General features: G+C 64.3%; 22 protein-coding genes, 1 tRNA gene and 1 riboswitch. Of the genes, 12 read left to right on the top strand and 11 right to left on the bottom strand.

The window, feature by feature from the left end; translation table 11 throughout:
* Positions 1–152 precede the first annotated feature (152 nt).
* Positions 153–416, bottom strand: a complete 264-nt coding sequence (locus tag P9A16_RS08760) for a hypothetical protein (protein ID WP_023514766.1) — start codon at positions 414–416, stop codon at positions 153–155.
* 172 nt (positions 417–588) lie between these two features.
* Positions 589–665: transfer RNA gene (locus P9A16_RS08765), tRNA-Pro, on the bottom strand.
* 157 nt (positions 666–822) lie between these two features.
* On the opposite strand from P9A16_RS08765, the gene P9A16_RS08770 reads away from it, so the two are divergent.
* The 4 genes from P9A16_RS08770 to P9A16_RS08785 all read left to right on the top strand — a co-directional run bounded on the left by P9A16_RS08770 (position 823) and on the right by P9A16_RS08785 (position 5672).
* Entirely contained in the window at positions 823–1326 is a 504-nt protein-coding gene (locus P9A16_RS08770) for an MgtC/SapB family protein (RefSeq protein WP_037408655.1), read from the top strand.
* 214 nt (positions 1327–1540) lie between these two features.
* The gene (locus P9A16_RS08775) at positions 1541–3271 is read left to right on the top strand and encodes a type I secretion system permease/ATPase (RefSeq protein ID WP_023517089.1); all 1731 of its coding nucleotides are present in this window, start codon (positions 1541–1543) and stop codon (positions 3269–3271) included.
* 13 nt (positions 3272–3284) lie between these two features.
* A complete protein-coding gene (locus P9A16_RS08780) occupies positions 3285–4601 on the top strand; it encodes an HlyD family type I secretion periplasmic adaptor subunit (protein ID WP_023517090.1) in 1317 nt (438 codons plus the stop codon).
* A 108-nt stretch (positions 4602–4709) separates the two neighbouring features.
* Positions 4710–5672: a bile acid:sodium symporter family protein gene (locus P9A16_RS08785; RefSeq protein ID WP_024271218.1), complete on the top strand. Its 963-nt coding sequence runs from the start codon at positions 4710–4712 to the stop codon at positions 5670–5672.
* Between the two features lie 395 nt (positions 5673–6067).
* Here P9A16_RS08785 and cysN read toward each other — a convergent pair whose 3' ends face one another.
* From cysN to P9A16_RS08800, 3 genes are read right to left on the bottom strand one after another with little or no spacing between them, the layout of a single operon-like run.
* Positions 6068–7561, bottom strand: a complete 1494-nt coding sequence (cysN, locus tag P9A16_RS08790; RefSeq protein ID WP_023514417.1) for a sulfate adenylyltransferase subunit CysN — start codon at positions 7559–7561, stop codon at positions 6068–6070.
* Position 7562: 1 nt separating this feature from the next.
* A complete protein-coding gene (gene cysD, locus P9A16_RS08795) occupies positions 7563–8516 on the bottom strand; it encodes a sulfate adenylyltransferase subunit CysD (protein ID WP_023514418.1) in 954 nt (317 codons plus the stop codon).
* Between the two features lie 47 nt (positions 8517–8563).
* Positions 8564–9313 carry a phosphoadenylyl-sulfate reductase gene (locus tag P9A16_RS08800; protein ID WP_023514419.1) on the bottom strand — a complete coding sequence of 250 codons (750 nt, stop codon included), beginning with the start codon at positions 9311–9313 and terminating at the stop codon, positions 8564–8566.
* Between the two features lie 251 nt (positions 9314–9564).
* Between P9A16_RS08800 and P9A16_RS08805 the strand changes: the two genes are divergently transcribed.
* The 3 genes from P9A16_RS08805 (at position 9565) to P9A16_RS08815 (ending at position 11494) form a co-directional block, all read left to right on the top strand.
* Positions 9565–10485, top strand: coding sequence for a calcium-binding protein (locus P9A16_RS08805; protein ID WP_023514420.1), 921 nt, complete (start codon positions 9565–9567; stop codon positions 10483–10485).
* A 165-nt stretch (positions 10486–10650) separates the two neighbouring features.
* Complete coding sequence (locus tag P9A16_RS08810; protein ID WP_081870711.1) at positions 10651–11013, top strand: DUF6152 family protein; 363 nt, start codon at positions 10651–10653, stop codon at positions 11011–11013.
* Between the two features lie 10 nt (positions 11014–11023).
* Positions 11024–11494, top strand: a complete 471-nt coding sequence (locus P9A16_RS08815) for a DUF6644 family protein (protein WP_023514422.1) — start codon at positions 11024–11026, stop codon at positions 11492–11494.
* On the opposite strand, the gene P9A16_RS08820 is transcribed toward P9A16_RS08815, so the two are convergent.
* The 5 genes from P9A16_RS08820 to betI all read right to left on the bottom strand — a co-directional run bounded on the left by P9A16_RS08820 (position 11487) and on the right by betI (position 17334).
* On the bottom strand, positions 11487–11765 hold the full coding sequence (locus tag P9A16_RS08820) for a hypothetical protein (protein ID WP_023514423.1): 279 nt from the start codon (positions 11763–11765) through the stop codon (positions 11487–11489). The genes P9A16_RS08815 and P9A16_RS08820 overlap by 8 nt on opposite strands.
* Positions 11766–11828: 63 nt before the next feature.
* On the bottom strand, positions 11829–13481 hold the full coding sequence (gene betA, locus P9A16_RS08825; RefSeq protein WP_023514424.1) for a choline dehydrogenase: 1653 nt from the start codon (positions 13479–13481) through the stop codon (positions 11829–11831).
* A gap of 166 nt (positions 13482–13647) precedes the next feature.
* Complete coding sequence (gene betB / locus P9A16_RS08830; RefSeq protein ID WP_023514425.1) at positions 13648–15111, bottom strand: betaine-aldehyde dehydrogenase; 1464 nt, start codon at positions 15109–15111, stop codon at positions 13648–13650.
* A gap of 1 nt (position 15112) precedes the next feature.
* The gene (gene betC, locus P9A16_RS08835) at positions 15113–16642 is read right to left on the bottom strand and encodes a choline-sulfatase (protein ID WP_023514426.1); all 1530 of its coding nucleotides are present in this window, start codon (positions 16640–16642) and stop codon (positions 15113–15115) included.
* A 38-nt stretch (positions 16643–16680) separates the two neighbouring features.
* Positions 16681–17334, bottom strand: a complete 654-nt coding sequence (gene betI, locus P9A16_RS08840; RefSeq protein ID WP_023514427.1) for a transcriptional regulator BetI — start codon at positions 17332–17334, stop codon at positions 16681–16683.
* Between the two features lie 151 nt (positions 17335–17485).
* On the opposite strand from betI, the gene P9A16_RS08845 reads away from it, so the two are divergent.
* The 4 genes from P9A16_RS08845 (at position 17486) to P9A16_RS08860 (ending at position 21041) form a co-directional block, all read left to right on the top strand.
* Entirely contained in the window at positions 17486–18034 is a 549-nt protein-coding gene (locus P9A16_RS08845) for an HdeD family acid-resistance protein (RefSeq protein ID WP_023514428.1), read from the top strand.
* A gap of 75 nt (positions 18035–18109) precedes the next feature.
* Positions 18110–18174, top strand: a riboswitch (Fluoride riboswitch).
* Between the two features lie 103 nt (positions 18175–18277).
* The gene (gene crcB, locus P9A16_RS08850) at positions 18278–18667 is read left to right on the top strand and encodes a fluoride efflux transporter CrcB (RefSeq protein ID WP_023514429.1); all 390 of its coding nucleotides are present in this window, start codon (positions 18278–18280) and stop codon (positions 18665–18667) included.
* Positions 18664–19101: an EamA family transporter gene (locus P9A16_RS08855; RefSeq protein ID WP_023514430.1), complete on the top strand. Its 438-nt coding sequence runs from the start codon at positions 18664–18666 to the stop codon at positions 19099–19101. Before crcB ends, P9A16_RS08855 begins: the two co-directional genes overlap by 4 nt.
* A gap of 122 nt (positions 19102–19223) precedes the next feature.
* A complete protein-coding gene (locus P9A16_RS08860; RefSeq protein ID WP_023514431.1) occupies positions 19224–21041 on the top strand; it encodes a GGDEF domain-containing protein in 1818 nt (605 codons plus the stop codon).
* Between the two features lie 39 nt (positions 21042–21080).
* Here the strand turns inward: P9A16_RS08860 and P9A16_RS08865 are convergent, their stop codons facing one another.
* Complete coding sequence (locus tag P9A16_RS08865; RefSeq protein ID WP_023514432.1) at positions 21081–21338, bottom strand: DUF1344 domain-containing protein; 258 nt, start codon at positions 21336–21338, stop codon at positions 21081–21083.
* A 324-nt stretch (positions 21339–21662) separates the two neighbouring features.
* Here P9A16_RS08865 and P9A16_RS08870 point away from each other — a divergent pair, with 324 nt between their 5' ends.
* On the top strand, positions 21663–22664 hold the full coding sequence (locus tag P9A16_RS08870) for an NAD(P)H-quinone oxidoreductase (protein ID WP_023514433.1): 1002 nt from the start codon (positions 21663–21665) through the stop codon (positions 22662–22664).
* Positions 22665–22674 lie beyond the last annotated feature (10 nt).

Below are 22674 nucleotides of genomic sequence, written 5' to 3' on the forward strand. Positions count from 1 at the left end.
ATGCAAGAAGCCTTATTCACGAGCGGAAGAACAAATTTGGTCGTATGTGCGCTTTTCGTGCCCGCCTTGCCTGCCCGTCGCCGGAAAAGCCCCGCCCGCAATCGCGGTGGGGTGTTTTCGGCGCTGGGGAGGGTGCGATTGGCCGGTCGCCGTCAATGCGTCGTCGGCACGTCGTCGTCTTCGAGGAACGACTGGATGCCGTCGCGGGCGACGGTCGCGAGAAATTCGTCGAAGGCTTCCCGGTCCGTGGCAAAGGGCTCGTCCCATTCGAAGAGATCTTCCTTCTCCGTGACGACCTCCAGCTTCCAGTCCTCTTGCGTTCCGGCCGGGCGGAAGATGTCGACGAGGACCGTGACGCCGTCCTCGGTATATTCGCCGGACAGTTCGGAATGCTCGAGCTTGGGTTTCTTGGCCATGGTCTTCCTCGAAGGTGAATCCGGGCAATGTTCGCAAAGCCGGACCGTTATCCTATCTTGATGAAGATCGCAAAGCCGCGCGGGATGCTTCGAGCTGTCTGCTGGGCTTAGGAAGGATTTTTTTGGGATTCGGGAAAATGTCAGAACCGCCTGAATTTCAGGGGGTTCGAGCTGGTCGGAGTGGAGTGATTCGAACACTCGACCCCCACGTCCCGAACGTGGTGCGCTACCAGACTGCGCTACACTCCGTGACCAGCGGCGCCTCTATAGAACAGGCTTTTCGTTTCGACAAGCGCAAAATATCAAAAAAATTCGCACTGTTGGGGAAAGTGCCGGAAGGCCGGGGAATTTTGTTCCGGGCATGTGGATGGTGGGAACCGGCGCTCGGTTTTTGCGTTTGCGCGCCATGGAACAGATCATCGCCGACCTCTTTCCGCGCACAGCGGTGCCCTATCCCGTGCTCCTCGCCCGCCTGACGGGGGCGATCCTGCTCGGTGCGGTGATCGGGGCGGAGCGGGAATACCGCGCCCACGCCGCGGGGCTGCGCACCCATATCCTCGTGGCGCTGGCCGCGTGCGTCTTCGCCATCCTCTCCATCGAAAGCGTGCACATGGCGGGTTTTTCCGATGATCAGGTGCGCATCGATCCGCTGCGCGTCATCGAGGCCGTCACCTCGGGCGTCGCCTTCCTGGCCGCGGGCATGATCGTGTTTTCGCGGGGCGAGGTGAGGGGGCTGACGACGGGGGCGGGCATGTGGCTTGCCGGTGCCGTCGGGCTTTCGGTTGGCCTCGGCTACTGGTTCGTGGCGGTCGTTGCGACCGTTGCGTGTTTCGTCGTTCTCTTCATTCTCGCCAAGATCGAGATTGGCAGCGATGCGCAGGACGAGCCGACACGGAACAAGGAAACGTGACCGTTCAGGTTATGTTTTGATCATTTCATCGGAATTCTGTTGATTTGCGAATAAATCGGGCCCTATACCGTCTTCAAACGAGGACGCGCGCAAGGATGCGGGCGGCCCCCGCATCCGGCCTGTCGCGGCGGAGCGGTCGAGTGGCCCTTCGCCGCCCGGATGATGGTCGTCCCATCGGCCAGCCTCCGGCGTCGATCTTTAAAGAGACATTGTCATGCGTCCATCGGGCAAGGCCGGTGTAGAGGAACTCAGAGCCGCGCTGAAGTCGAGCGCTGCGGGCTTCCTTGCCATAGGGCTCTTCAGCTTCTTCGTGAACCTGCTCGTGCTGACCGGGCCGCTCTTCATGCTGCAGATCTACGACCGGGTGCTCTCCTCCCGCTCGGAAGCGACGCTGGTGGCGCTGACGGGGCTGATCATCGGCCTCTATCTCGTCATGGGCGTGCTGGACCATATCCGCAGCCGCGTCGCCGCGCGCATCGGCGCCCGCTTCCAGGCCCGCTTCGACAAGCGCGTCTTCAACGCCGTGCTCGACCGCACGAACCTGCACGCCCAGGGCATTTCCACCGTCACCGGCATGCGCGATCTCGATTCGATCCAGAAGGTGCTGTCCTCGCCCGCGCTCTTTACGGTCTTCGACATTCCGTGGACGCCTTTCTTCCTCTTCGTCATCTTCACCTTCCATCCCTGGATGGGCATGCTCGGCGTCGTCGGCGGCCTCATTCTCGTCGGGCTCACCTGGCTCAACCAGAACGGCACGAAGGAAGACCAGGAGCGGGCGATGATCGCCGGCCGGCTCAGCGACGAGATGACCCAGACGCTGCAGAAAGAGAGCGACACGGTGCGCGCCCTCGGCATGCGCCGCGCGGTGGCCGGCCGCTGGCAGCTCCTGCGCGACAAGGCGCTCGAGGCCAACATCCGCTATTCGGACAGCAACGGCTTCTATTCCATCAGCTCGAAGACCTTCCGCGTCTTCCTGCAGTCGGCGATCCTCGCGCTCGGCGCCTATCTGGTGCTGCAGAACGAGATCACTGCCGGCGCGATGATCGCAAGTTCCATCATCATCGGGCGGGCACTGGCACCCATCGAGGGCGCGATTGGCCAGTGGTCGCTCATCCAGCGTGCCATGCAGGGCTGGCGCAACCTTTCCCAGCTGCTCGCGCGCGTGCCGGAGGAAGACGCGCGCACCGCGCTGCCGAAGCCGCGCGCCGTCCTCGAGGTCGAGCAGGTCACGGTCGTGCCGCCCGGCGAGCAGGTCGCAACGCTCCGCATGCTGAACCTGGAGCTGCATCCGGGCCAGGCGCTCGGCGTCATCGGCCAGAGCGCCTCCGGCAAGTCGACGCTCGCCCGCGTGCTGACCGGCATCTGGCCGCCGGCCGCCGGCAAGGTGCGCCTCGACGGCGCCTCGCTGGAACAGTACGGCACGGATGGCCTTGCCGACCATGTCGGCTACCTGCCGCAGGATGTCGTGCTGTTCGAAGGGACGGTGGCGGAAAACATCGCGCGCATGGCGCTCGATCCCGATCCGGTCAAGGTGGTGGAGGCGGCCAGGAAGGCCGGTGCGCACGACATGATCCTGCGCCTGCCCGACGGCTACGATACCAAGCTGCCGGCTATGGGCGGACGTCTCTCCGGCGGCCAGAAGCAGCGCGTCGGCCTCGCCCGCGCGCTCTATGGCGATCCGGTGCTGGTCGTGCTCGACGAGCCGAATTCCAATCTCGATGCCGAGGGCTCGATGGCGCTCAACCTTGCCATCCGCAACATGAAGGCGGAGGGCAAGTCCGTCGTCATCATGGCGCATCGCCCGGCGGCGATCGAGGAGTGCGAGCTCATCCTCATCATGGAAAACGGCCAGCGCCTGGCTTTCGGCCCGCGCGACGACGTGTTGCGGGCGCATCTGCGCAACCACACGCAGGTCGTCGCCGGCACCGGCGGCAGCAACAAGTAAGGGTTTTGAAGCCATGGTTCGGGAAACGGGCGCCAAGGACAAGAAGTGGACCAGCCGCGGTTACGCGATCGCCGGCTATGCGACGGTCTTCGTGCTGCTCGGCGGCATGGGCGCCTGGGCCGCGCTGACGCGCATCAACGGCGCGGTCGTCGCCGGCGGCATCATCGAGGTCGCCAGCAACCGCCAGATCGTGCAGCACCTGACGGGCGGTGTGGTTGGCGATATCCGCGTCAAGGAAGGCGATGCCGTGAAGGCGGGCGACGTGCTGATGCGCCTCGACGACACCTTCGACCGCTCCGAGCTTGCCGTCATCGAAGGCCAGCTCTTCAGCCTGCTCGGCACGGCGGCGCGCCTGCAGGCGGAGCAGGACGAGAAGACCGAGATCAGCTTCGATCCCGAACTGCTCAAGGCCGTTGCCACCGATCCGGAGGCGGCTGAAATCGTCGCCGGCCAGAAGCGGCTGATGGCTGCCCGCGCCGAAACGCGCGGCAAGCAGGCCGGCCAGCTTCAGGAGAAGAAGGCGCAGATCGCCAAGCAGAACGAGGGCCTGGAAAGCCGCATCAAGGCGCTGGAAACCCAGCTCGGCCTGATCGGCAAGGAGCTGGAGGCCCAGAACAAGCTGCTCGCCCAGTCGCTGACCAATGCCAGCCGCGTGCTGGCGCTGCAGCGGGAAGAGGCGGAAATCCTCGGCACGATCAGCCAGGCCCGCGCCAATATCGCGGAAAATGCCGGCCGCGTTGCCGAGATCGAGATCGCCATCCTCAACATCCATTCGACGGTGCGCGAGGAAGCGACGACAGCGCTGCGCGAGATCGAGGCGAAGGTCGCCGAGCTCAAGGAAAACCGCAACGCCAAGCTGGAGACGCTGAGCCGCATGGACATCACCGCGCCGATGGCCGGCGTCGTGCTCGGCATGCAGGTCCACGCGCTGCGCTCGGTCATCCGCCCGGCCGACCCGCTGCTCTACATCATCCCGCAGGAGCAGGACCTCATCATCACCACGCAGATCTCGCCGACGCAGATCGATCAGGTCCATATCGGCCAGAAGGCGCATATCCGCTTTGCCGCCTTCGATCACCGCTCGACGCCGGAAATCTTCGGCCATGTGACGAAGGTCGCCGCCGACGTGCTCGCCGACCAGCGCACCGGCGCCACCTACTACAAGGCGGAGATCAAGCCGGACAGCGGCGAGATGGCCAAGCTCGGCGACAAGCACGTCATGCCGGGCATGCCGGTGGAAACCTTCATCCAGACCTCCGAGCGCTCGCCGCTGGAATATCTGGTAAAGCCGCTCGCCGATTATTTCGCCAAGGCATTCCGGGAAAGATGAATCGGTCGGGAAGAGGAGAGAAGGCGTAATTTTCGGTAAATTTAGCGGGTTGAAACATTCGTCCCCGAGGCGTAGGGCGGACGGAAGAACAATTCGTGGAGTAAAACCGTGAAAGCCATCGCCTCTCTTTCCGCCTTTGTCGGAAAGACCTTTGCCCTCTGGGTCATTCTTTTCGCCGTGCTCGGCTTCGTCCTTCCCGATACGTTCAAGCAACTGACGCCCTATATCGTCACCCTGCTTGGAATCATCATGTTCGGCATGGGCCTGACGCTGTCGCTGGATGACTTCAAGGAAGTCGCCAGGCGCCCGGTGGATGTCGGCATCGGCGTGGCCGCGCAGTTCCTCATCATGCCGATCGTCGCCGTGATCCTGACAATGATCATCCCCATGTCGCCGGAAGTCGCCGCGGGCGTCATCCTCGTCGGCTGCTGCCCGGGCGGCACGTCCAGCAATGTCATGACCTATCTGTCGAAGGGCGATGTCGCGCTCAGCGTCGCCTGCACCAGCGTGACGACGCTGGCGGCGCCGATCGTCACGCCTTTCCTCGTCTGGCTCTTCGCCAGCCAGTTCCTGCCGGTCGATGCCATGGCCATGTTCATCAGCATCGTGAAGGTCATTCTCCTGCCGCTCGCGCTCGGCTTCCTGCTGCAGAAGCTGCTGCCCGGCATGGTAAAGGCGGCGGTTCCGGCCCTGCCGCTCGTCAGCGTCGTCGGCATCGTGCTCATCGTCGCTGCCGTCGTCGGCGCCAGCAAGGCGGCAATCGCCTCGTCGGGCCTGATGATCTTCGCCGTCGTCGTGCTGCACAACGGGATCGGCTATCTGCTCGGCTACCTAGCCGCGCGCGCGTCCGGGCTTTCGGTCGCCAAGCGCAAGGCGATCGCCATCGAGGTCGGCATGCAGAACAGCGGCCTTGGCGCAGCGCTTGCCAACGCGCATTTTTCGCCGGTCGCTGCCGTTCCGAGCGCGATCTTCAGCGTCTGGCACAATATTTCCGGCGCGCTGATCGCGAACTACTTTTCGCAGGTACCGAACGACGAGGATGCCGGCCGGCTCGAGACGCAGACGCGCTGAACGCCGAAGGAGAGAGGGCGTCCCTGACCAACCGCTGATGGAACAATTCGCAGCCTCGGCCATTTCCCGGTCAACACAACGGTTTGGGAAAGGAAACTTCGATGGCTCGGGCTTTGATCCTCTGGTTGATGGGCGTTCCGCTCTTCGTCGTGCTCCTGCTCTGGTACTTCTTCTTCTGAGCGCACGACACAGGAAAAAGGGGCCGTAGCGGCCCCTTTTTTGTTCTCGAAGCTGACGCGGCCCCTCATCCGCCTGCCGGCACCTTCTCCCCGCAAGCGGGAAGAAGGGATATGCCGCGCCGTCATGGATGTCCGGGAAACCCTTGCCTCCCTTTCCTTCTCCCCGCTTGCGGGGAGAAGGTCGCGGCAGCGGGATGAGGGGCCTAGCGCTAAACCCTATTCGTCGAGATCCGCCAGGATTTCCGCCGCCCGGCCGACACTGGTGTGGCGCACGTCCACGTCCTGACGGCGGCCCGCGAAGAGTTCTGTCGCCATGATCTTTTCGGCCAGATCGGCCGGCAGGGAGAGCAGCACGCGCTGGTCGTCCTTGTGGATGCCGCCGAGTTCCGAGCGGCGGCCGGTGATCATGCCGCCGGCCACCGTGTTGTTGGTGTCGGGGTCGATCAGGATGAAGGCGCCGGTCGTGCGGTTCTGCTCGTAGGTGTCGAAGATCGCCTGTTCGTCGAAGGTGAGATGCACCTTGCCGATGGCGTTCATGCCAAGCTTTTCGGCCGAACTCCACTTCGAGGTTTTGAGGTCGAGCTGGCTTATCGGATCGACGCTGACGCGCTGGCGGCGCGAGCCGCTCTTCAGCCAGTAGCGTTTTCCCGGCTCGATGCCCTCGGGCTGGAGCGCGACGAGCTGCGCGTCAAAACCGCGGCCGGTCATCGGCTGGCTGTCGATGGCGACGATCATGTCGCCGCGCGAAACGTCCACCTGGCGGTCGAGCACCAGCGTGATGGCATCGCCCGCGACGGCGGCGTTGCGCACGAGGTCGAAGGTGACGATCTTGGTGACGTTCGCCACCATGCCGGAGGGCAGGATGACCACGCTGTCGCCCGGCTTCACCGAGCCGCCGGCAACCGTGCCCTGATAGCCACGAAAGCTTTCGCCGGGGCGGGAGACGCGCTGCACCGGCAGGCGGAAGCCGACCGTCTGGTTCGAGCGGGTGGTGGCCTTCTCCAGCGTCTCGACCAGCGTCGGGCCGTCATACCAGGGCATGGCGGCGCTGCCGTCATAGACGACGTTCTCGCCCTTCAGCGCCGACATCGGAATGGCGGTGATCTGCTTGACACCGAGCGTCAGCGCGAATTCCTTGAAATCGTGCGTGATCTGCTCGAAACGGGCGCGCTCGTAGTTGGTCAGGTCGATCTTGTTGACGGCGAGCACGAACTGCCGGATGCCCATCAGCGAGGCGATGGTCGCGTGGCGGCGCGTCTGTTCGAGGATGCCGGCACGGGCGTCGACCAGCAGAACGGCAAGGTCGGCCGTCGAAGCGCCGGTCGCCATGTTGCGGGTGTACTGCTCGTGGCCGGGCGTGTCGGCGACGATGAACGAGCGGCGGTCCGTCGAGAAGTAGCGATAGGCGACGTCGATGGTGATGCCCTGTTCGCGCTCGGCCTGGAGGCCGTCGAGCAGCAGAGCGAAATCGGGCAGGCCGAGGTCGTTCTGCTTGCCGGAACTATCACGCTCCAGCGTCGCGGCCTGGTCTTCCTTGACGGCCTTGGTGTCCCAGAGCAGGCGGCCGATCAGCGTCGACTTGCCGTCGTCGACCGAGCCGCAGGTGATGAGGCGAAGCGGGCGGGAATCGCGGATCGCCCGAACCTGATCAATGGCCGGCTCTTCTACGGGGAGAAGCACTTCGGCGGTTGCAGTGGCGGAAACGGTCATCTCAGAAATACCCTTCGCGTTTCTTCTTTTCCATGGAGCCGGACTGGTCGCGGTCGATCGCGCGGCCCTGACGTTCGGAGACGGTGGCGGTCTCCAGTTCAGTGATGATGTCGTCGAGCGTCGTGGCTTGCGAGCGGATCGCCCCGGTCAGCGGGAAGCAGCCGAGCGTGCGGAAGCGGATGACGCCTTCCTGCTTGACTTCGCCGGGCAAGAGTTCGAGGCGCGGATCCTCGGCGAGGATCATCATGCCGTCGCGCTCCACGTAGGGGCGCTTTTCCGCGAAATAGAGCGGTACGATCGGGATGTCTTCGGCCTGGATGTAGCGCCAGATGTCGACCTCGGTCCAGTTGGACAGCGGGAAGGCGCGCACGCTTTCGCCCTGGCGGATCATGCCGTTGTAGACGTTCCACAGTTCCGGGCGCTGGTTGCGCGGATCCCAGCGGTGATCCGGCGTGCGGAAGGAGTAGATGCGCTCCTTGGCGCGCGAGGCTTCCTCGTCGCGCCGCGCGCCGCCGAAGGCCGCGTCGAACTTGCCGGCGTCGAGCGCATGGCGCAGCGCCTCGGTCTTCATGATGTCCGTATAGAGCGCGGAACCATGGGTGAAGGGTGTGACGTTCTCAGCCGCGCCGCGCGGATTGACATGCTCGATCAGGTCGAGGTCGTAGTCCTTCACGATCTTGTCGCGGAAGGTGATCATCTCGGCGAATTTCCAGCCCGTGTTGACGTGCAGCAGCGGGAAGGGCACGCGGCCGGGATAGAAGGCCTTGCGCGCCAGATGCAGGAGAACCGAGGAATCCTTGCCGATCGAGTAGAGCATCACCGGCCGTTCGAACTCGGCGGCGACTTCGCGGAAGATGTGGATCGCTTCGTTTTCCAGCGCCTTCAGATGCGGATCGAGCGGGGGCTTGGGCGTTGCGTTGTGCTTCGCTTCCGCTTCGTGACGGGTATCGGACATGAAAGGGGTAACTCCGGATAACTGTGCCTGTCGAGGCGAATGGTTTTTTAAAGGGCGCTCGATTCGAGGGAGGGGAGTGCCGATTCGGGAACGTGCAGGCCGCATTCGCGCTTTTCGTCGTTTTCCCACCACCAGCGGCCGGCCCGTTCGGGTTCGCCCGGCTTGATGGCGCGCGTACAGGGCTCGCAGCCGATCGAGGGATAACCGCGCTTGTGCATCGGGTTCACCGGAACGGCATTGTCGGCCACATAGGCGTTGATGCGCTCGATATCCCAATCCGCCAGCGGGTTGATCTTGATCAGACCCCGTTCCGCGTCGAACTCCGCGAACGGCGTGTCGGCGCGGTTGCCGGACTGGCCGCGGCGCAGGCCGGTAATCCAGAAGGATGCCCCTTCGAGTGCGCGCGCAAGCGGCTTCAGCTTGCGCACGCCACAACAGGCGTGGCGGGCTTCGACGCTCTCGTAGAAGCCGTTGAGGCCGTATTGCGCGGCATAGGCGTCGATATCCTCCTTACGGGGATGATAGCGCGTGATGGTGATGCCGTACTGGTCCTCGGTCTCGCTGATGAGATCGACGGTCTCCTTGAAGAGCCGGCCGGTCTCCAGCGTCGAAACGTCGATCGGCAGGCGTTCGGTGCCGATGGCGGCGGTGATCACCTGGTCCTCGATGCCGAGGCTGGTGGTGAACACGGCGCGCCCGCCCAGCCCGGCCACCAGCGCAAGACGGCCGGCAAGGTCGAGTTCGGCGAGTTTGTCATTCAGGGCCTGCGCGGTCCCGTTTCCGGTAAGAGCAGTCATTCGTTCGGTGCCTTTATGAGAAGTTGCCGGATTATCGCAGCCTTGTCCCCGGCGAGACAGCAAAACGGATTTCTGAAACACCGGCGCGGGAGCAAATATCTCTCCATCTCGCGCCACGGGCAGAAATCCTGCCGCCTTGGATCGACGCCGAGGGGGGCTTTAAAAAACTTGACATAAAAAATCAGATTTAATAGCTGAGTATCAAATTCAGGTATTATGCGCGCGTGCGCCCGACAGGAAGGAACGAGCAAATGGCGATCAAGATTTCGGTCAAGGATGCGAACAAGGATGGCAAGGGCATCAATTTCGGCTCTTACCTCACCAACTTCGACAAGACCTACCTCCGCGATGGCTACGGCTCCTTCAACAGCACGGACCCGATGGCCATGAGCGGCACGCAATACGCCAGCACCAATGCCAAGGACTATGGCGTCGTGCTCACCTCCGGCAAGGCGAAGTGGGACTACGATCTGGCGACCCACAAGATCTCCGGCTCGCTGAACGCAATCACCTTCGGCAATAAGGTCGAGCTCGTCGGTTCCCGCTTCAAGTCGGTCTCCGATATCGAGATCACCGGCCTCAACGTGACGGACAAGACCCTCAGCGGCAAGATCCTGAGCGACATCATGGGCGGCAAGAACACCGATGGCGGCGCGACGACCAGCCTCGAAAAGATCCTCAAGGCAAATGCCATCGAGTTCTCCGGCAGCACCGGCAGCGATACCTTCACCGGTTTCGGCAAGGCCGACAAGATCTCCGGCAACAACGGCAACGACACGCTGAAAGGCGGCGGCGGCAACGACACGATTTCCGGCGGCTCGGGCAATGACAAGCTCTATGGCGATTCCGGCAACGACAAGCTTTCGGGCGGGACCGGCAACGACACGCTCGACGGCGGTACGGGCAATGACAGGTTGACCGGCGGCTCCGGCAACGATGTCTTCATCTTCAAGAAGGGCCAGGGCAACGACACGATCACCGACTTCCAGGGCGGCAGCGCCAAGGGTGACGTGATCCGCCTCGACAAGTCGGTCCTGTCGAACTTCAACGACGTGCTTTCGCACGCCACCGAAAAGTCAGGCGATCTCGTCATCGAATACGGCAAGAACAGCATCAAGCTCGAAGGCATCGACAAGGCAGACCTTCACGCCAACGATTTCTTCTTCTTCTGAGCCTCCGGTCGGAAGCGGACAGGAAGGGCCGGGCGATTGCCCGGCCTTTTCATTTGGGTAAGGCCGTTCAACCATCCTTGAACAGCCTTACCCGGTGAGGCGTGTATCCTGTCTGTCGGGGCAGAACCGACAGAGGAAAATGCCATGCAAGCTGCAACAACCAGAATGGTCGTCCTTGCCGCTGCCGCGTCGATGACCGCTTTCGCCGCCTTCGCCCATCACGGCTGGGGTTGGGCCGAAGAGGCGCAGAGCGACCTCACCGGCACGATCCGCACCGTGTCGATCGCGCCGCCGCACCCCTCGCTGGACGTCGAAACGGCCTCGGACGGGGTGTGGAAGATCGAACTCGGCAATCCGCGCCAGACGCAGCGGTCCGGCTTTGCCCAAGACTCGGCAAAGCCCGGCGATACGATCGTCGTCCTGGGCAACCGTTCGCTCGACCAGGCGGAAAAGCGGATGAAGGCCGTGCGCATCACCGTTGCCGGAAAAGTCTTCGACATCTATCCCGAGCGCATTCAAACGAACTGACGAGGCGGGCATGGAGGCGCTCGCCTGGCTCTCGACGACGCCGGTCGCCGCCGCGCTGAAGGCGTCCGGCACGTTCTATCTCCTCGTTAACGCCGCTCACATCCTGGCGATCGGCCTCATCGTCGGCGCCATCCTGCCGCTCGATCTGCGCCTTATCGGTGCCCTCAAGGCACCGCCGGTCGCGACCATCGGCCCGCTGTTGTCACGCACGGCAGGGATCGGCGTTGCCGCGGCGGTCGCGACCGGCCTCTCTCTCTTCTCCGTGCGTCCGCAGGAATACGCCGAAAACCCCGCCTTCCTCGCCAAGGTCGCGCTCATCGCCCTCGGCGTCCTTAATGCGGTTGTTCTGCACGCCCGCGGCGCGTGGCGCGGGGTGATCGCGACGGACAGCGTGCCGCCTCTCGTGCGCGCGCAGGCGCTGTTGTCGCTGGCCGTCTGGATCGGCGCGGTGTTGGCAGGGCGCTGGATCGCCTTCATCTGATCGTGCGCTCGGGGTCAGGCGTCAGGGTGCCCCAGCGCTCGTCCCAGAGATCCTCCTCGTCGACGACGACCAGCTCGCGCGGTGCCGGCGCGCCGGCGATCACCTGCTCTGCGCCGGCGAGCGCCTCCTCGACGGGAATGGGGATCGTGTCGCGGCCCTGTGCCGGGTCGGTGAGGAAAGCGCAGGGACCGCCAAGGCCCTCGATCAGCGTGACGACGAGGTCGGTCTCCTTGCGGATATGACGATGCGAAACCTTTTTGTAGATTGCCACAGGGTCCCCCTTTGAGGCGATTGCCCGCCTCAACCCCTTGCAACCATTAAGGTTCCGAACTTTTTACCGGTCGCTCACCGCCGCGCGCGGGTTCGTCCAAGGCTCCTGGTTGGAGCGGGCGAGCGGCTGCCTGCCAAGGATGTGGTCGGCTGCCTTCTCGCCGGTCATGATCGACGGCGCGTTGAGGTTGCCGTAGGTGACATGCGGGAAGATCGAACTGTCCGCGACGCGAAGACCCTCGACGCCGATGACGCGCGTTTCCGGATCGACCACCGCCATCGGGTCGCTCGCCGCGCCCATGCGGCAGGTGCCGCAGGGGTGATAGGCGCTCTCCAAGTGCTCGCGCAGGAAGGCGTCGATCTCCGCGTCCGTCTCGACCTTCGCGCCCGGCTGGATTTCCGGCCCGCGGAATTCGTCGAACGCCTGCTGGCCGAAAATTTCGCGGGTGAGGCGCACGCAATGGCGGAACTTGATCCAGTCTTCCTCGTGGCTCATGTAGTTGAAGCGGATGACCGGATCGGCCATCGGATCGGACGAGCGCAGCGTCACGCTGCCCCGCGATTTCGAAAGGTTGTAACCGACATGGGCCTGGAAACCGTGACTCTTGGCCGCCGCCTTGCCGTCGTAGGAAATCGCGACGGGCAGGAAGTGATACTGGATATCCGGCTGCTTCAGCCCCGGCGCGGAGCGCAGGAAGGCGCAGGCCTCGAACTGGTTGGACGCGCCAAGGCCCCCCTTGGAGAGAAGCCACTGCGCCCCCGCCACGCCCTGCCAGAACCAGGGCAGCCAGGAATAGAGCGAGACCGGCTTGGTCGAGACCTGCTGGAAATAGAATTCCATATGGTCCTGCAGGTTGGCGCCGACGCCCGGCCGGTCGACCTTTACATCGATCCCCATGTCCTTGAGGTGCTGGCCGGGGCCGATGCCCGACAGCATCAGCAGTTTCGGCGAATTGAAGGAGGAGGCGGAGACGATCACCTCGCGGTTCGCCTTCACCACCTCGATCTTGCCGTTCCGCTCGATCTCGACGCCGACGGCCCGGCCGTTCTCGATGACGATCTTTCGGGCAAAGCAGCGGACCAGCGAGACGTTCGGCCGCTTCATGGCGGGGCGCAGATACGCGTTCGCCGCCGACCAGCGACGGCCGTCATGGATCGTCTGCTCCATGAGGCCGAAACCTTCCTGCTTGGAGCCGTTGTAGTCCTCCGTCAGCTCGAAGCCCGCCTGGCTGCCGGCCTGGATGAAGGCGTGGAAGAGCGGGTTCGTCACCGGCCCGCGCCGCACATGCAGCGGCCCGTCGGTGCCGCGCCAGCCGGCCTCGCCGCCGCTGGAGGTCTCCATGCGCTTGTAATAGGGCAACACGTCCGCATAGGCCCAGCCCTGCGCGCCGAGCGCCTCCCAGCGATTGAAGTCTTCCGCATGGCCGCGCACATAGACAAGGCCGTTGATCGACGACGAGCCGCCGATCACTTTGCCGCGCGGCGCGGTGATCCTGCGGTTGTTGAGGTGCGGCTCTGGCTCGGAAAGGTAGCCCCAGTTATAGCGCTTCATGCTCATCGGCCAGGCAAGTGCTGCCGGCATCTGGATGAACGGCCCGATATCCGAGCCGCCATATTCCAGCACCATGACCGTATGCTTGCCGTCCTCCGAGAGCCGGTAGGCAATCGCCGAGCCGGCGGAGCCGGAGCCGATGATGATGTAGTCTGCGTTCTGCATGGTGAACTTCGCTTTCCCCTAAAATGCCCCTCATCCGGCTGCCGCCACCTTCTCCCCGCAGGCGGGGAGAAGGGATGTGCCGCGCCGTTTTCCGTTCTCTGGACGTGCGTAAGGCACGTTCCCTCTCCCCGCTTGCGGGGAGAGGGCTAGGGTGAGGGGCAACCCCTCAATACGGTGCCTCGACCTTGCCCATCGACACGTACACCGTCTTCAGCTCGGAATAGTGCTCCAGCGCCGCCAGCGAGTTCTCGCGGCCGAAGCCGGATTGTTTGGAGCCGCCGAAGGGGATTTCCACGGGGGCGAGGTTGTAGGTGTTGATCCAGAGCGTGCCGGCTTCGAGCTGGTCGACGACGCGGTGGGCGCGGGTGATATCCGTCGTGAAGACGCCGCCGGAGAGACCGAATTCCGTGGCGTTGCCGCGCGCGATCACCTCGTCCTCGCTGTCGAAATCGAGCACGCACATGACGGGGCCGAAGATTTCCTCGCGGGCGATGGTCATCTCGTCGGTGACGTCGGCGAAAACGGTCGGCTGGATATAGGTGCCTTCGCCCGACACGTCGTTCGGAATGCCGCCGCCGGTCAGCAGCGTCGCGCCTTCGGCCTTGCCTTTTTCGATATAGTCCAGAACCTTGTCGCGCTGGGCTTTCGAGACCATCGGGCCGAGCTGCGTCGCCTCGTCCATGGGGTCGCCGATAACGATCTTTTCCGTGCGCTCTTTCAAGCGGGACAGGAACCTGTCCTTGATGCCCTTCTGCACGAAGACGCGGGTGCCGTTCGAGCAGACCTGGCCGGTCGAATAGAAATTGCCGAGCATCGCGCCGCCGATGGCGCTTTCGAGATCGGCATCGTCGAAGACGATGAGCGGCGACTTGCCGCCGAGTTCCATCGTGACGTGCTTGAGGTCGGAGGCGGCTGCCCCCGCCACCTTCTTGCCCGTCGGCACGGAGCCGGTCAGCGAGACCTTGGCGACGTCAGGATGGTTGACGAGCAGCGGGCCGGTGGATCGGTCGCCCTGGATGACGTTGTAGAGACCCTTCGGCAGGCCGGCCTCGATGAGGATTTCTGCGATCTTCAGAGCGCCGAGCGGTGTGTTTTCCGAAGGCTTGAAGACCATGGCATTGCCGCAGACGAGCGCCGGCGCGCCCTTCCAGCAGGCGATCTGCTGCGGATAGTTCCAGGCGCCGATGCCGACGCACACGCCGAGCGGCACGCGCTTGGTGAAGGCGAAATCCTGGCCGAGCGGGATATAGTCGCCGTTGAGGCCGGCGGCCGCGATGCCGCCGAAGAATTCGAAGGCGTCGGCGCCCGAAGTCGGATCGGCGATGATCGTCTCCTGGATCGGCTTGCCCGTGTCGAGCGTTTCGAGTTCGGAAAGCGCGCGGTTGCGTTCGCGCATGATCTCGGCGGCGCGCTTCAGGATGCGGCCGCGCGCGGTCGGGCTCATCGCAGCCCATTCCTTCTGCGCGCGCTTGGCGGACGCGATCGCCTTTTCGACGATGGCCGGCGTTGCGGCGTGGAGGCGGGCGATCACCTCGCCGGTGGCGGGGTAGATGCTGTCGAAGGGCGTGCCGGCGGTGTCTTCCACATAGTCGCCGTCGATGAAGTGCGAGGCTTTCGGTTGGGCTTTCATCTCATTCTCCCCGCGGGTAGCGTTTGGATTCCTCGAGATTGTCGAGGTTCATGTGGTTGCGCATGTAACGTTCGGATGCCTTCTGCAGCGGCTGGTGATCCCAGGGATAATAGGCCCCGTTCCTCAGCGCTTCGTAGACCACCCAGCGCCGCGCCTGGCTTTCGCGCACGCTCGCGTCGAAGGCCTCCATGTCCCAGCGCGCTTCGCGCATCTGCCTAAAGGCGGCGAGCGTCGCCCTGATGACGGGATCGTCGGAGGCCGCAAGGTTCGTCAGCTCCAGCGGATCGGCGTCGAGGTCGTAAAGCTGCTCCGGATCGAGTTCGCAGTGGATGTATTTCCACTTGCCCTCGCGGATGCCGACGACGGGTGCATAGGAGGCCTCGGCCGCATATTCCATCAGCACGGGCGTGGTCCGCTCGGCGCCGTTGATGATCGGCAAGAGGCTCTCGCCGTCCGTCCAGGGCATGACCTCTTCCATGGAAATGCCGGCGAGGTCGCAGAGCGTCGGCGTGACATCGAGGTTCGACGTCGGCGCAAGGTGCAGGCCGGGCGCAACACCCGGGCCTGCAATCATCAGCGGCACGCGGGCCGAACCCTCGAAAAAGTTCATCTTGAACCACAGGCCGCGCTCGCCGAGCATGTCGCCGTGATCCGAGCAGAAGAGGATCAGCGTTTTTTCCAGCATGCGCGTGCGCGTCAGCGTATCGACGAGTTCGCCGACCTTTTCGTCGAGATAGGAGATGTTGGCGAAATAGGCCTGGCGCGAGCGGCGCACGTCCTCGCCGCTGATGGCGAATTTGGCATAGTCGCAGGAATGCAGGATGCGGGCGGAATGCGGGTCCTGGCTCTCGAGCATGCCGACCTCGGGCAGAAGGTGCGCGCAGTCCTCGTAGAGATCCCAGAATTTTCTCCGCGCCACGTAGGGGTCATGCGGATGGGTGAAGGAGACGGTGAGGCACCAGGGGCGGCGCGCGTCGTCGTCGTTTTCGCGGGAGAGATGATAGAGCTTCTGGTTGGCGAGGAAGGCGACCTCGTCGTCATACTCCATCTGGTTCGTGATCTCGGCAACACCGGCGCCCGTCACCGACCCCATATTGTGATACCACCAGTCGATGCGTTCGCCCGGCTTGCGGTAATCCGGCGTCCAGCCGAAATCGGCGGGGTAGATGTCCGTCGTCAGCCGCTCCTCGAAGCCGTGCAGCTGGTCCGGCCCGACGAAGTGCATTTTGCCCGACAGCGCCGTGTAGTAGCCGGCGCGGCGCAGGTGATGGGCGAAGGTCGGGATCGAGGAGATGTATTCGGCGGCGTTGTCATAGACCTGCGTGCGGCTCGGAAGCTGGCCGGCCATGAAGGAGGCGCGGGCCGGCGCGCAGAGCGGGGAAGAGGTGTAGTTGTTGCGGAAGCGCGCCGAGCGCGCCGCGAGCGCCTTCATGTGCGGCGCATGCAGGAAATCCGCCGGCCCGTCCGGGAAGAACTTTCCGTTGAGCTGATCGACCATGATGATCAGGATGTTCGGCTTGCTGGCGGTCACGGGCGGATCCTTGAAGGGGAAGCGAGGTTTTGACAGTTCTATCGCTGCGCGGCGACGGAAGGCCGCCGCCCTGCGGCGGGCGGGGGCGATCCTGCGACAACCCCGGCCGCATCTGATGCCGCCAGCTGCGCCTGCACATAACTCTCCGTCAGCGCGATCGAGGATTCGATGCTGACCGGCGCGGATCTCAGGCCCTGCCGCAGGTAGAGCCCGTCGATCATTGCTGCCGCCCCGTCGGCGATCTCCCCCGCGGTCCCGGCCGGGCAGAGTTGCTTGAGGCTCGACAGGAGATTGGAGTTCAGCCGCCGTGCATAGACGACGAGGAGACGGCGCACCGCTTCCGAACGCTGGGCCTCGGTATAGAAGGCAAGCCAGGCGGCGACCGTTTCCGGCGCAAACTGGTGCGCCTGGAAGTTCACGCGGATGATCGCCGAGAGCCGTTCCCGTGGCGTTTCCGCCGCCCCGAGCGCCGCCACCGCATCGGTGCGCAGCTGGCGCAGCAGGCTGCGGATCGTCTCGATGACGAGCTGTTCCTTGGAGCCGAAATAGTGATGGGCAAGGGCGGGGGACACGCCGGCATGGCGGGCGATTTCCGACATGGTGACAGCCAGCGAGCCATGATCGCCGACCGCCCTCAGCGTCGCGTCCACCAGCGCCTTGCGGCGCACCGGCTCCATTCCAACTTTCGGCATGGCGTTTTCCTGATTTTCTGCAAGGGTATTTTTAATTGATCGATCAATCAATAAAAATCTTTGCGCTTCACGCTGCGTCAATTCGCTGTCGCGAAGAGGGAGCGTTCCGTGTTAGCCTGCCTTTGTTTTCATTCTTCTTTCGAGGTGCAACATGGTCCTCTCTCCCGGAATGAACCCCCTCTCGGACGTGCGCGCAAAATGGGGCTGGTTCGTCGCGCTCGGCGTCGTCCTGCTCGTCTTCGGCGGCATCGCCGCGGCCAATCTCTTCTGGGCGACGGTCGCCTCGGTCTATTATGTCGGCATGCTGATGATCGTCGGCGGCGCGGTGCATCTCGCCCATGCCTTCCAGGTCAAGGCCTGGCGGGAGACGATCGCCTGGGCGCTGAGTGCGCTGCTCTATCTTGCCGCCGGCGTGCTCGCCTTCGTCAATCCGGTGCTGACCTCGGCCGTGCTGACCCTGCTGATGGCGGCCGCGCTCCTCGTCGCGGGGCTGTTCCGCATCTTCGCGGCCCTGCGGGTCCGGCCGGAAAAGGGCTGGGGCTGGCTGCTTGCCGGCGGCATCGTCACGGCGCTCGCAGGCCTCGTCTTCCTCATCGGCTGGCCGGTCAACAGCCTCTGGCTGCTCGGCCTGTTCCTCGCTTTCGACCTTGCCATGCAGGGCTGGGCGCTGATCGCCTTCGGCCTGGCGCTGCGGAAGTAGCCACCCGTTCAGCCGCCCCGCCGGGTGCCGGTGGGGTGGCGTTTGACAGGCGGGACGGCAAGGCCTAGAAAAATCGCGTGGGATGGGGATGGAGCTCCCCGACAACCGCCGTTTGACCGGCTGATAGCTCCTGCCAAGACCGGCCAGCGATGGCCGTCGGCGGCGGGAGCATGTTCTGCGACCGCCCGAGGGCGGTTTTTTGTTGTCCGGATGTCGCATCAACGGACTGTGAGGGCAACGCACATGAGCTATCTGATCGTCTTTCTCGGCGCGGGCATCGGCGGGGCCGGGCGCCATGGGGTGAATGTGCTGGCCGCCCGGCTGTTCGGCACGGCCTTTCCCGCCGGCACGCTCGCCATCAACGTGCTCGGTTGCCTTCTGATGGGGCTGATCGCCGGTGTCTTCGCCTTCCGCGGTCACCTGCCGCAGGAGATGCGGCTGTTCCTGACGACGGGTATCCTCGGCGGCTTCACCACTTTTTCCGCCTTCTCGCTCGATGCGGCGCTGCTCTGGGAGCGCGGCGAAGCGGGGCTGGCGGCGCTTTATGTCGGCGCATCGGTAATTTTTTCGCTGCTCGCCGTGGCGGTGGGACTTGCAGTTTCACGTCTTATGCTCGCAGGAGGTGCAATGTGAAGGCGTTCCTGACGTCCTGGCAGGTCTGGGCGCTCGGCTCGGCGGTCTTTGCCGCGCTGACGGCAGTTTTCGCCAAGATCGGCATCTCCGAGGTCAATTCCGACTTCGCGACCTTCGTGCGCACCGTCGTCATCCTCCTGGTGCTCGCCCTCATGCTGACGCTGGCCGGGAACTGGCAGGCGCCGGGCTCGGTGCCGGCAAGGAGCTGGATTTTCCTCATTCTCTCGGGCCTTGCGACCGGAGCCTCCTGGCTTTGTTACTTCCGCGCGCTGCAGATCGGCAAGGCCGCCCAGGTCGCGCCGGTCGACAAGCTTTCCGTCGTTCTGGTCGCCATCTTCGCCGTTCTGTTCCTCGGCGAACAGCTTTCCACGGCCCATTGGATCGCCGTCCTGATGATCGGTGGCGGCGCCTTGCTGCTGGCTCTGCCTATATGAGGGAGTTCTTTTTCAACTCCTTGTAGTCATTGAGATTTCACCGAACTGTCACAGTACGGAAACGATTTTTTCAGGTCTCGGCGGAGAAACTTCGCGGCAACGTCCACGTCTCGGAGCCGCGCATGTCCGCCGCCGAACTGCTTGCCCTTCGCCGCTTCGGGGATGGCGAGATCGTCACGCTCGCCAAGCTGGTCATCGAAACGGCCTTCCAGCCGATCGTCGAGGCTGCGACAGGGGCGGTCTTCGGCTACGAATCGCTGATGCGCGGCTTCGATCGCCTCGGCTTCCGCTCGCCGCTCGACCTGATCGACCGGGCGCACGAGGCGGGACAGCTCCTGGCGCTGGAGCACATGGTCAACAGCCGCGCCATCGCTGCCTTCGCCGCGCTGCCGGACTTCCGCTCGCGTACACTCTTCGTCAATCTCGATTCCCGTCTGGTGCCTGACGGCGCCGATCTCGTCGACCGGCTCTCCGGGCATCTCGCTCGCGCCGGCATTCCGGCTTCCTCGATCTGCTTCGAGATCTCCGAGCGCTTCGATAACGACACGCTGCCGGAATTCGCCGTGCTCGTCCGCAAGCTGCGCCTTGCCGGTTTCAAGCTTGCCATCGACGATTTCGGCGTCGGCCACAACGGCCTGAAGCTGCTCTGCGACCACCCGGTCGATTACCTGAAGATCGACCGTCATTTCATCTCCGGCATGGAGAGCGACGCGCGCCGGCGCCATCTCGTGCGCAACACCGTCAATGCCGCCCACGTGCTCGGCATCCGCGTCATCGCCGAGGGGGTGGAGAGCGAGGCGGAGTTCATCGCCTGCCGCGATGCCGGCTGCGATCTCGTGCAGGGCTGGTTCGTGTCGCGTCCGGTCACGGATTTTTCGGCGCTGAGCCCGGTCTATGCGCAGGTCGCGCGGGCCGGCGGGCGGCGCCGCTCCTCCCGCACGCTCGACAGCATCCTCATTCGCCGCGAGATCGAGCAGGTCGCGGTGCTGCGTGAGAACGAGAGCCTGGAATCGGTCTTCGAATTCTTCCGGCGCGATCCGAAACGCACCTTCTTTCCGGTGCTCAACGCCAATGACGAGCCGCGCGGCATCCTGCACGAATACCACGTCAAGGAGCTCTCCTATCACCCCTTCGGCCGCGATCTCCTGAAGAACAAACTCTACCAGAAGAGCCTGTCGCATTTCGTCACCATGGCGCCGATCGCCGATCTCGACACGCCCGCCGAACAGCTGCTCGACGTCTTCACCGGCATGGGCGGCAACGAATGCGTGATCCTGACGGAGAACCTGCGGTATGCCGGCATCCTCTCGGCCTCCTCGCTCCTGAAGATCATCAACGAGAAGCGCCTGAAGACGGCGGAGGACCAGAACCCGCTGACCGGCCTTCCCGGCAACCGCTCGATCCGCGACTACCTGCAGGACAAGGCGCTCGACGGCGATCAGACCCGATGCCTGTGTTATTTCGATTTCGACAATTTCAAGCCGTTCAACGATCACTACGGCTTCCACAAGGGGGACCTTGCGCTCTCGCTCTTCGCCTCGCTGATGCGCCGCGATTTCGTCGGCGAGGACGTCTTCATCGGCCATGTCGGGGGGGACGATTTCTTCGCGGGCGTTTCCGGACGTTCCGTCGAGGCGGTGCGGGAGGTATTGGAGCGGCTGCTGGCCGATTTCACCCGCGAGGTGCGCTCGCTCTATTCGCCGGAGGATCGGCTGGCCGGAGAGATCCGCGGCCGCGACCGCGCCGGCCAGGAGACGACCTTTCCGCTGATGCGCTGCTCGGCCGTCGTTCTCGTGTTGCCGGAGGGGGAGGTGATCGGCGAGGCGGGGCTGATCAGCAGCCGCATCGCCGGCCTGAAGGCGGATGCCAAGGGCAGCGACGGGGGGCTCGTGCTGTCCTCGGCATCCGCGAACGCAGGGCAGGGGGCCGCCCTCCGTTGATACAGGAGGGCAGGCCCCTTCGAGCCTGCCCCTGCCACGTTAGCGAAGGATCTTCACCGTCTTCGCCTCGTGGTTCTTGCCGGACATGTCGAAGGAGACGGACACCTTCTCGCCAGCCTTCAGCCCGGGATCGTGGAACCCTTTGGGAAGCTGGTAGACGGTGCCATCGGAAAGCGTCAGAGACATCGACGCCTTGTTGTAGTCCTTGACCGTGCCGGTCGCCGTCTGGGCGGCGAGGGCAAGCGCCGGGGTGGCGAGAACCGTGACGATGGCGAGATTGGAAAGAAGAACACGCATCTGTGTCGTCCTGAATTGGCCCCGGGCGGGGCGCTGTGAAACCGTCCGGAAGCGTCGTGTCGCGGCCCCCTGGGGGTGGAGCCGCCGGCGCTCCCCGGCTTCGAGATGGACGGTAGGCCCGGAAAAATCCGTTTTCAAATTAACAAGATTTAATTCTGACTGTCGCGAAACGGCCGGAATTTCAGGGCTTTGCGGCCGAAACTTGGCATATCCGCCGGTAACGTTTCTGTCGCACAAACCCTCGCAAGCGATTCAAAAGATTCGCGCTTTCGGCTAGAATCGCCGCAAGAGAGCGCCACCTCATGCCTGCCTGGAGATAAGCCCATGTCACTTCCCTCATCCATGACCCATGTCGGGCTCAGCGAACATGGCGGCCCCGACAATCTCGTGGTGATGGAGGGCCGCACGCCGCAGCCGAAGCGCGGCGAGATTCTCGTGCGCGTCGCGGCCGCCGGCATCAACCGGCCGGACGTGCTTCAGCGCAAGGGCGATTATCCGCCACCGCCCGATGCCAGCCCCATTCTCGGCCTCGAAATCGCCGGCGAAGTGGTGGCGCTCGGCGAGGACGTCACCGGCTACACGCTCGGCGACAGGGTCTGCGCGCTGGCCAATGGCGGCGGTTATGCGCAATATTGCGCGGTGCCGGCCGGCCAGGCGCTGCCGTTCCCGAAGGGTTTTGACGCGGTGCAGGCCGCGGCCCTGCCGGAAACCTTCTTCACCGTCTGGGCCAATCTCTTCATGATGGCGGGCCTGAAGCCCGGCGAGAGCGTGCTGATCCACGGCGGTTCGAGCGGCATCGGCACGACGGCGATCCAGCTCGCCAGCGCGCTCGGTTCACGCGTCTTCACGACGGCCGGCACGGCGGAGAAGTGTGCCGCCTGCGTCGATCTCGGCGCCAGCCGGGCGATCAACTACCGCAGCGAGGATTTCTGCGCCGTCATTGCCGAGGAGACCGGCCGGGCCGGCGTCGACGTCATCCTCGACATGATCGGCGCGGCCTATTTCGAGCGGAACCTGAAGTCGCTCGCCCGCGACGGGCGCCTGTCGATCATCGCCTTCCTCGGCGGCACCTTCGCGGAGAAGGTGAGCCTTGCGCCCATCCTGCAGAAGCGCCTGCACCTGATGGGCTCGGCCATGCGCCCGCGCACAGCGGCGGAAAAGCAGGAGATCCGCGACGCGCTTCTGGAGAAGGCCTGGCCGCTCTTGGAGGGGGGGCGCATCGCCCCCGTCATCCACGCCGTCATGCCGTTCAGCGAGGCGGCCGCCGGCCACCGCATGATGGAGCATGGCGATCATATCGGAAAGATCATGCTGACCTTCGAGTAGCGCGTTTCCG

It is taken from the genome of Shinella sp. 838 (genome assembly GCF_029623935.1).
Classification (GTDB): Bacteria; Pseudomonadota; Alphaproteobacteria; order Rhizobiales; family Rhizobiaceae; genus Shinella.

Coding starts and splice junctions, on each gene's coding strand:
- P9A16_RS08770 (WP_037408655.1), top strand. CDS start 823: ATGGAACAGATCATCGCCGACCTCTTTCCGCGCACAGCGGTGCCCTAT.
- P9A16_RS08800 (WP_023514419.1), bottom strand. CDS start 9,313: ATGACTGCTCTTACCGGAAACGGGACCGCGCAGGCCCTGAATGACAAA.
- betA (WP_023514424.1), bottom strand. CDS start 13,481: ATGCAGAACGCAGACTACATCATCATCGGCTCCGGCTCCGCCGGCTCG.
- P9A16_RS08810 (WP_081870711.1), top strand. CDS start 10,651: ATGGTCGTCCTTGCCGCTGCCGCGTCGATGACCGCTTTCGCCGCCTTC.
- P9A16_RS08845 (WP_023514428.1), top strand. CDS start 17,486: ATGGTCCTCTCTCCCGGAATGAACCCCCTCTCGGACGTGCGCGCAAAA.
- betI (WP_023514427.1), bottom strand. CDS start 17,334: ATGCCGAAAGTTGGAATGGAGCCGGTGCGCCGCAAGGCGCTGGTGGAC.
- cysN (WP_023514417.1), bottom strand. CDS start 7,561: ATGACCGTTTCCGCCACTGCAACCGCCGAAGTGCTTCTCCCCGTAGAA.
- crcB (WP_023514429.1), top strand. CDS start 18,278: ATGAGCTATCTGATCGTCTTTCTCGGCGCGGGCATCGGCGGGGCCGGG.
- P9A16_RS08865 (WP_023514432.1), bottom strand. CDS start 21,338: ATGCGTGTTCTTCTTTCCAATCTCGCCATCGTCACGGTTCTCGCCACC.
- P9A16_RS08775 (WP_023517089.1), top strand. CDS start 1,541: ATGCGTCCATCGGGCAAGGCCGGTGTAGAGGAACTCAGAGCCGCGCTG.
- P9A16_RS08760 (WP_023514766.1), bottom strand. CDS start 416: ATGGCCAAGAAACCCAAGCTCGAGCATTCCGAACTGTCCGGCGAATAT.
- P9A16_RS08870 (WP_023514433.1), top strand. CDS start 21,663: ATGTCACTTCCCTCATCCATGACCCATGTCGGGCTCAGCGAACATGGC.
- cysD (WP_023514418.1), bottom strand. CDS start 8,516: ATGTCCGATACCCGTCACGAAGCGGAAGCGAAGCACAACGCAACGCCC.
- P9A16_RS08805 (WP_023514420.1), top strand. CDS start 9,565: ATGGCGATCAAGATTTCGGTCAAGGATGCGAACAAGGATGGCAAGGGC.
- P9A16_RS08780 (WP_023517090.1), top strand. CDS start 3,285: ATGGTTCGGGAAACGGGCGCCAAGGACAAGAAGTGGACCAGCCGCGGT.
- P9A16_RS08815 (WP_023514422.1), top strand. CDS start 11,024: ATGGAGGCGCTCGCCTGGCTCTCGACGACGCCGGTCGCCGCCGCGCTG.
- P9A16_RS08860 (WP_023514431.1), top strand. CDS start 19,224: ATGTCCGCCGCCGAACTGCTTGCCCTTCGCCGCTTCGGGGATGGCGAG.
- betB (WP_023514425.1), bottom strand. CDS start 15,111: ATGAAAGCCCAACCGAAAGCCTCGCACTTCATCGACGGCGACTATGTG.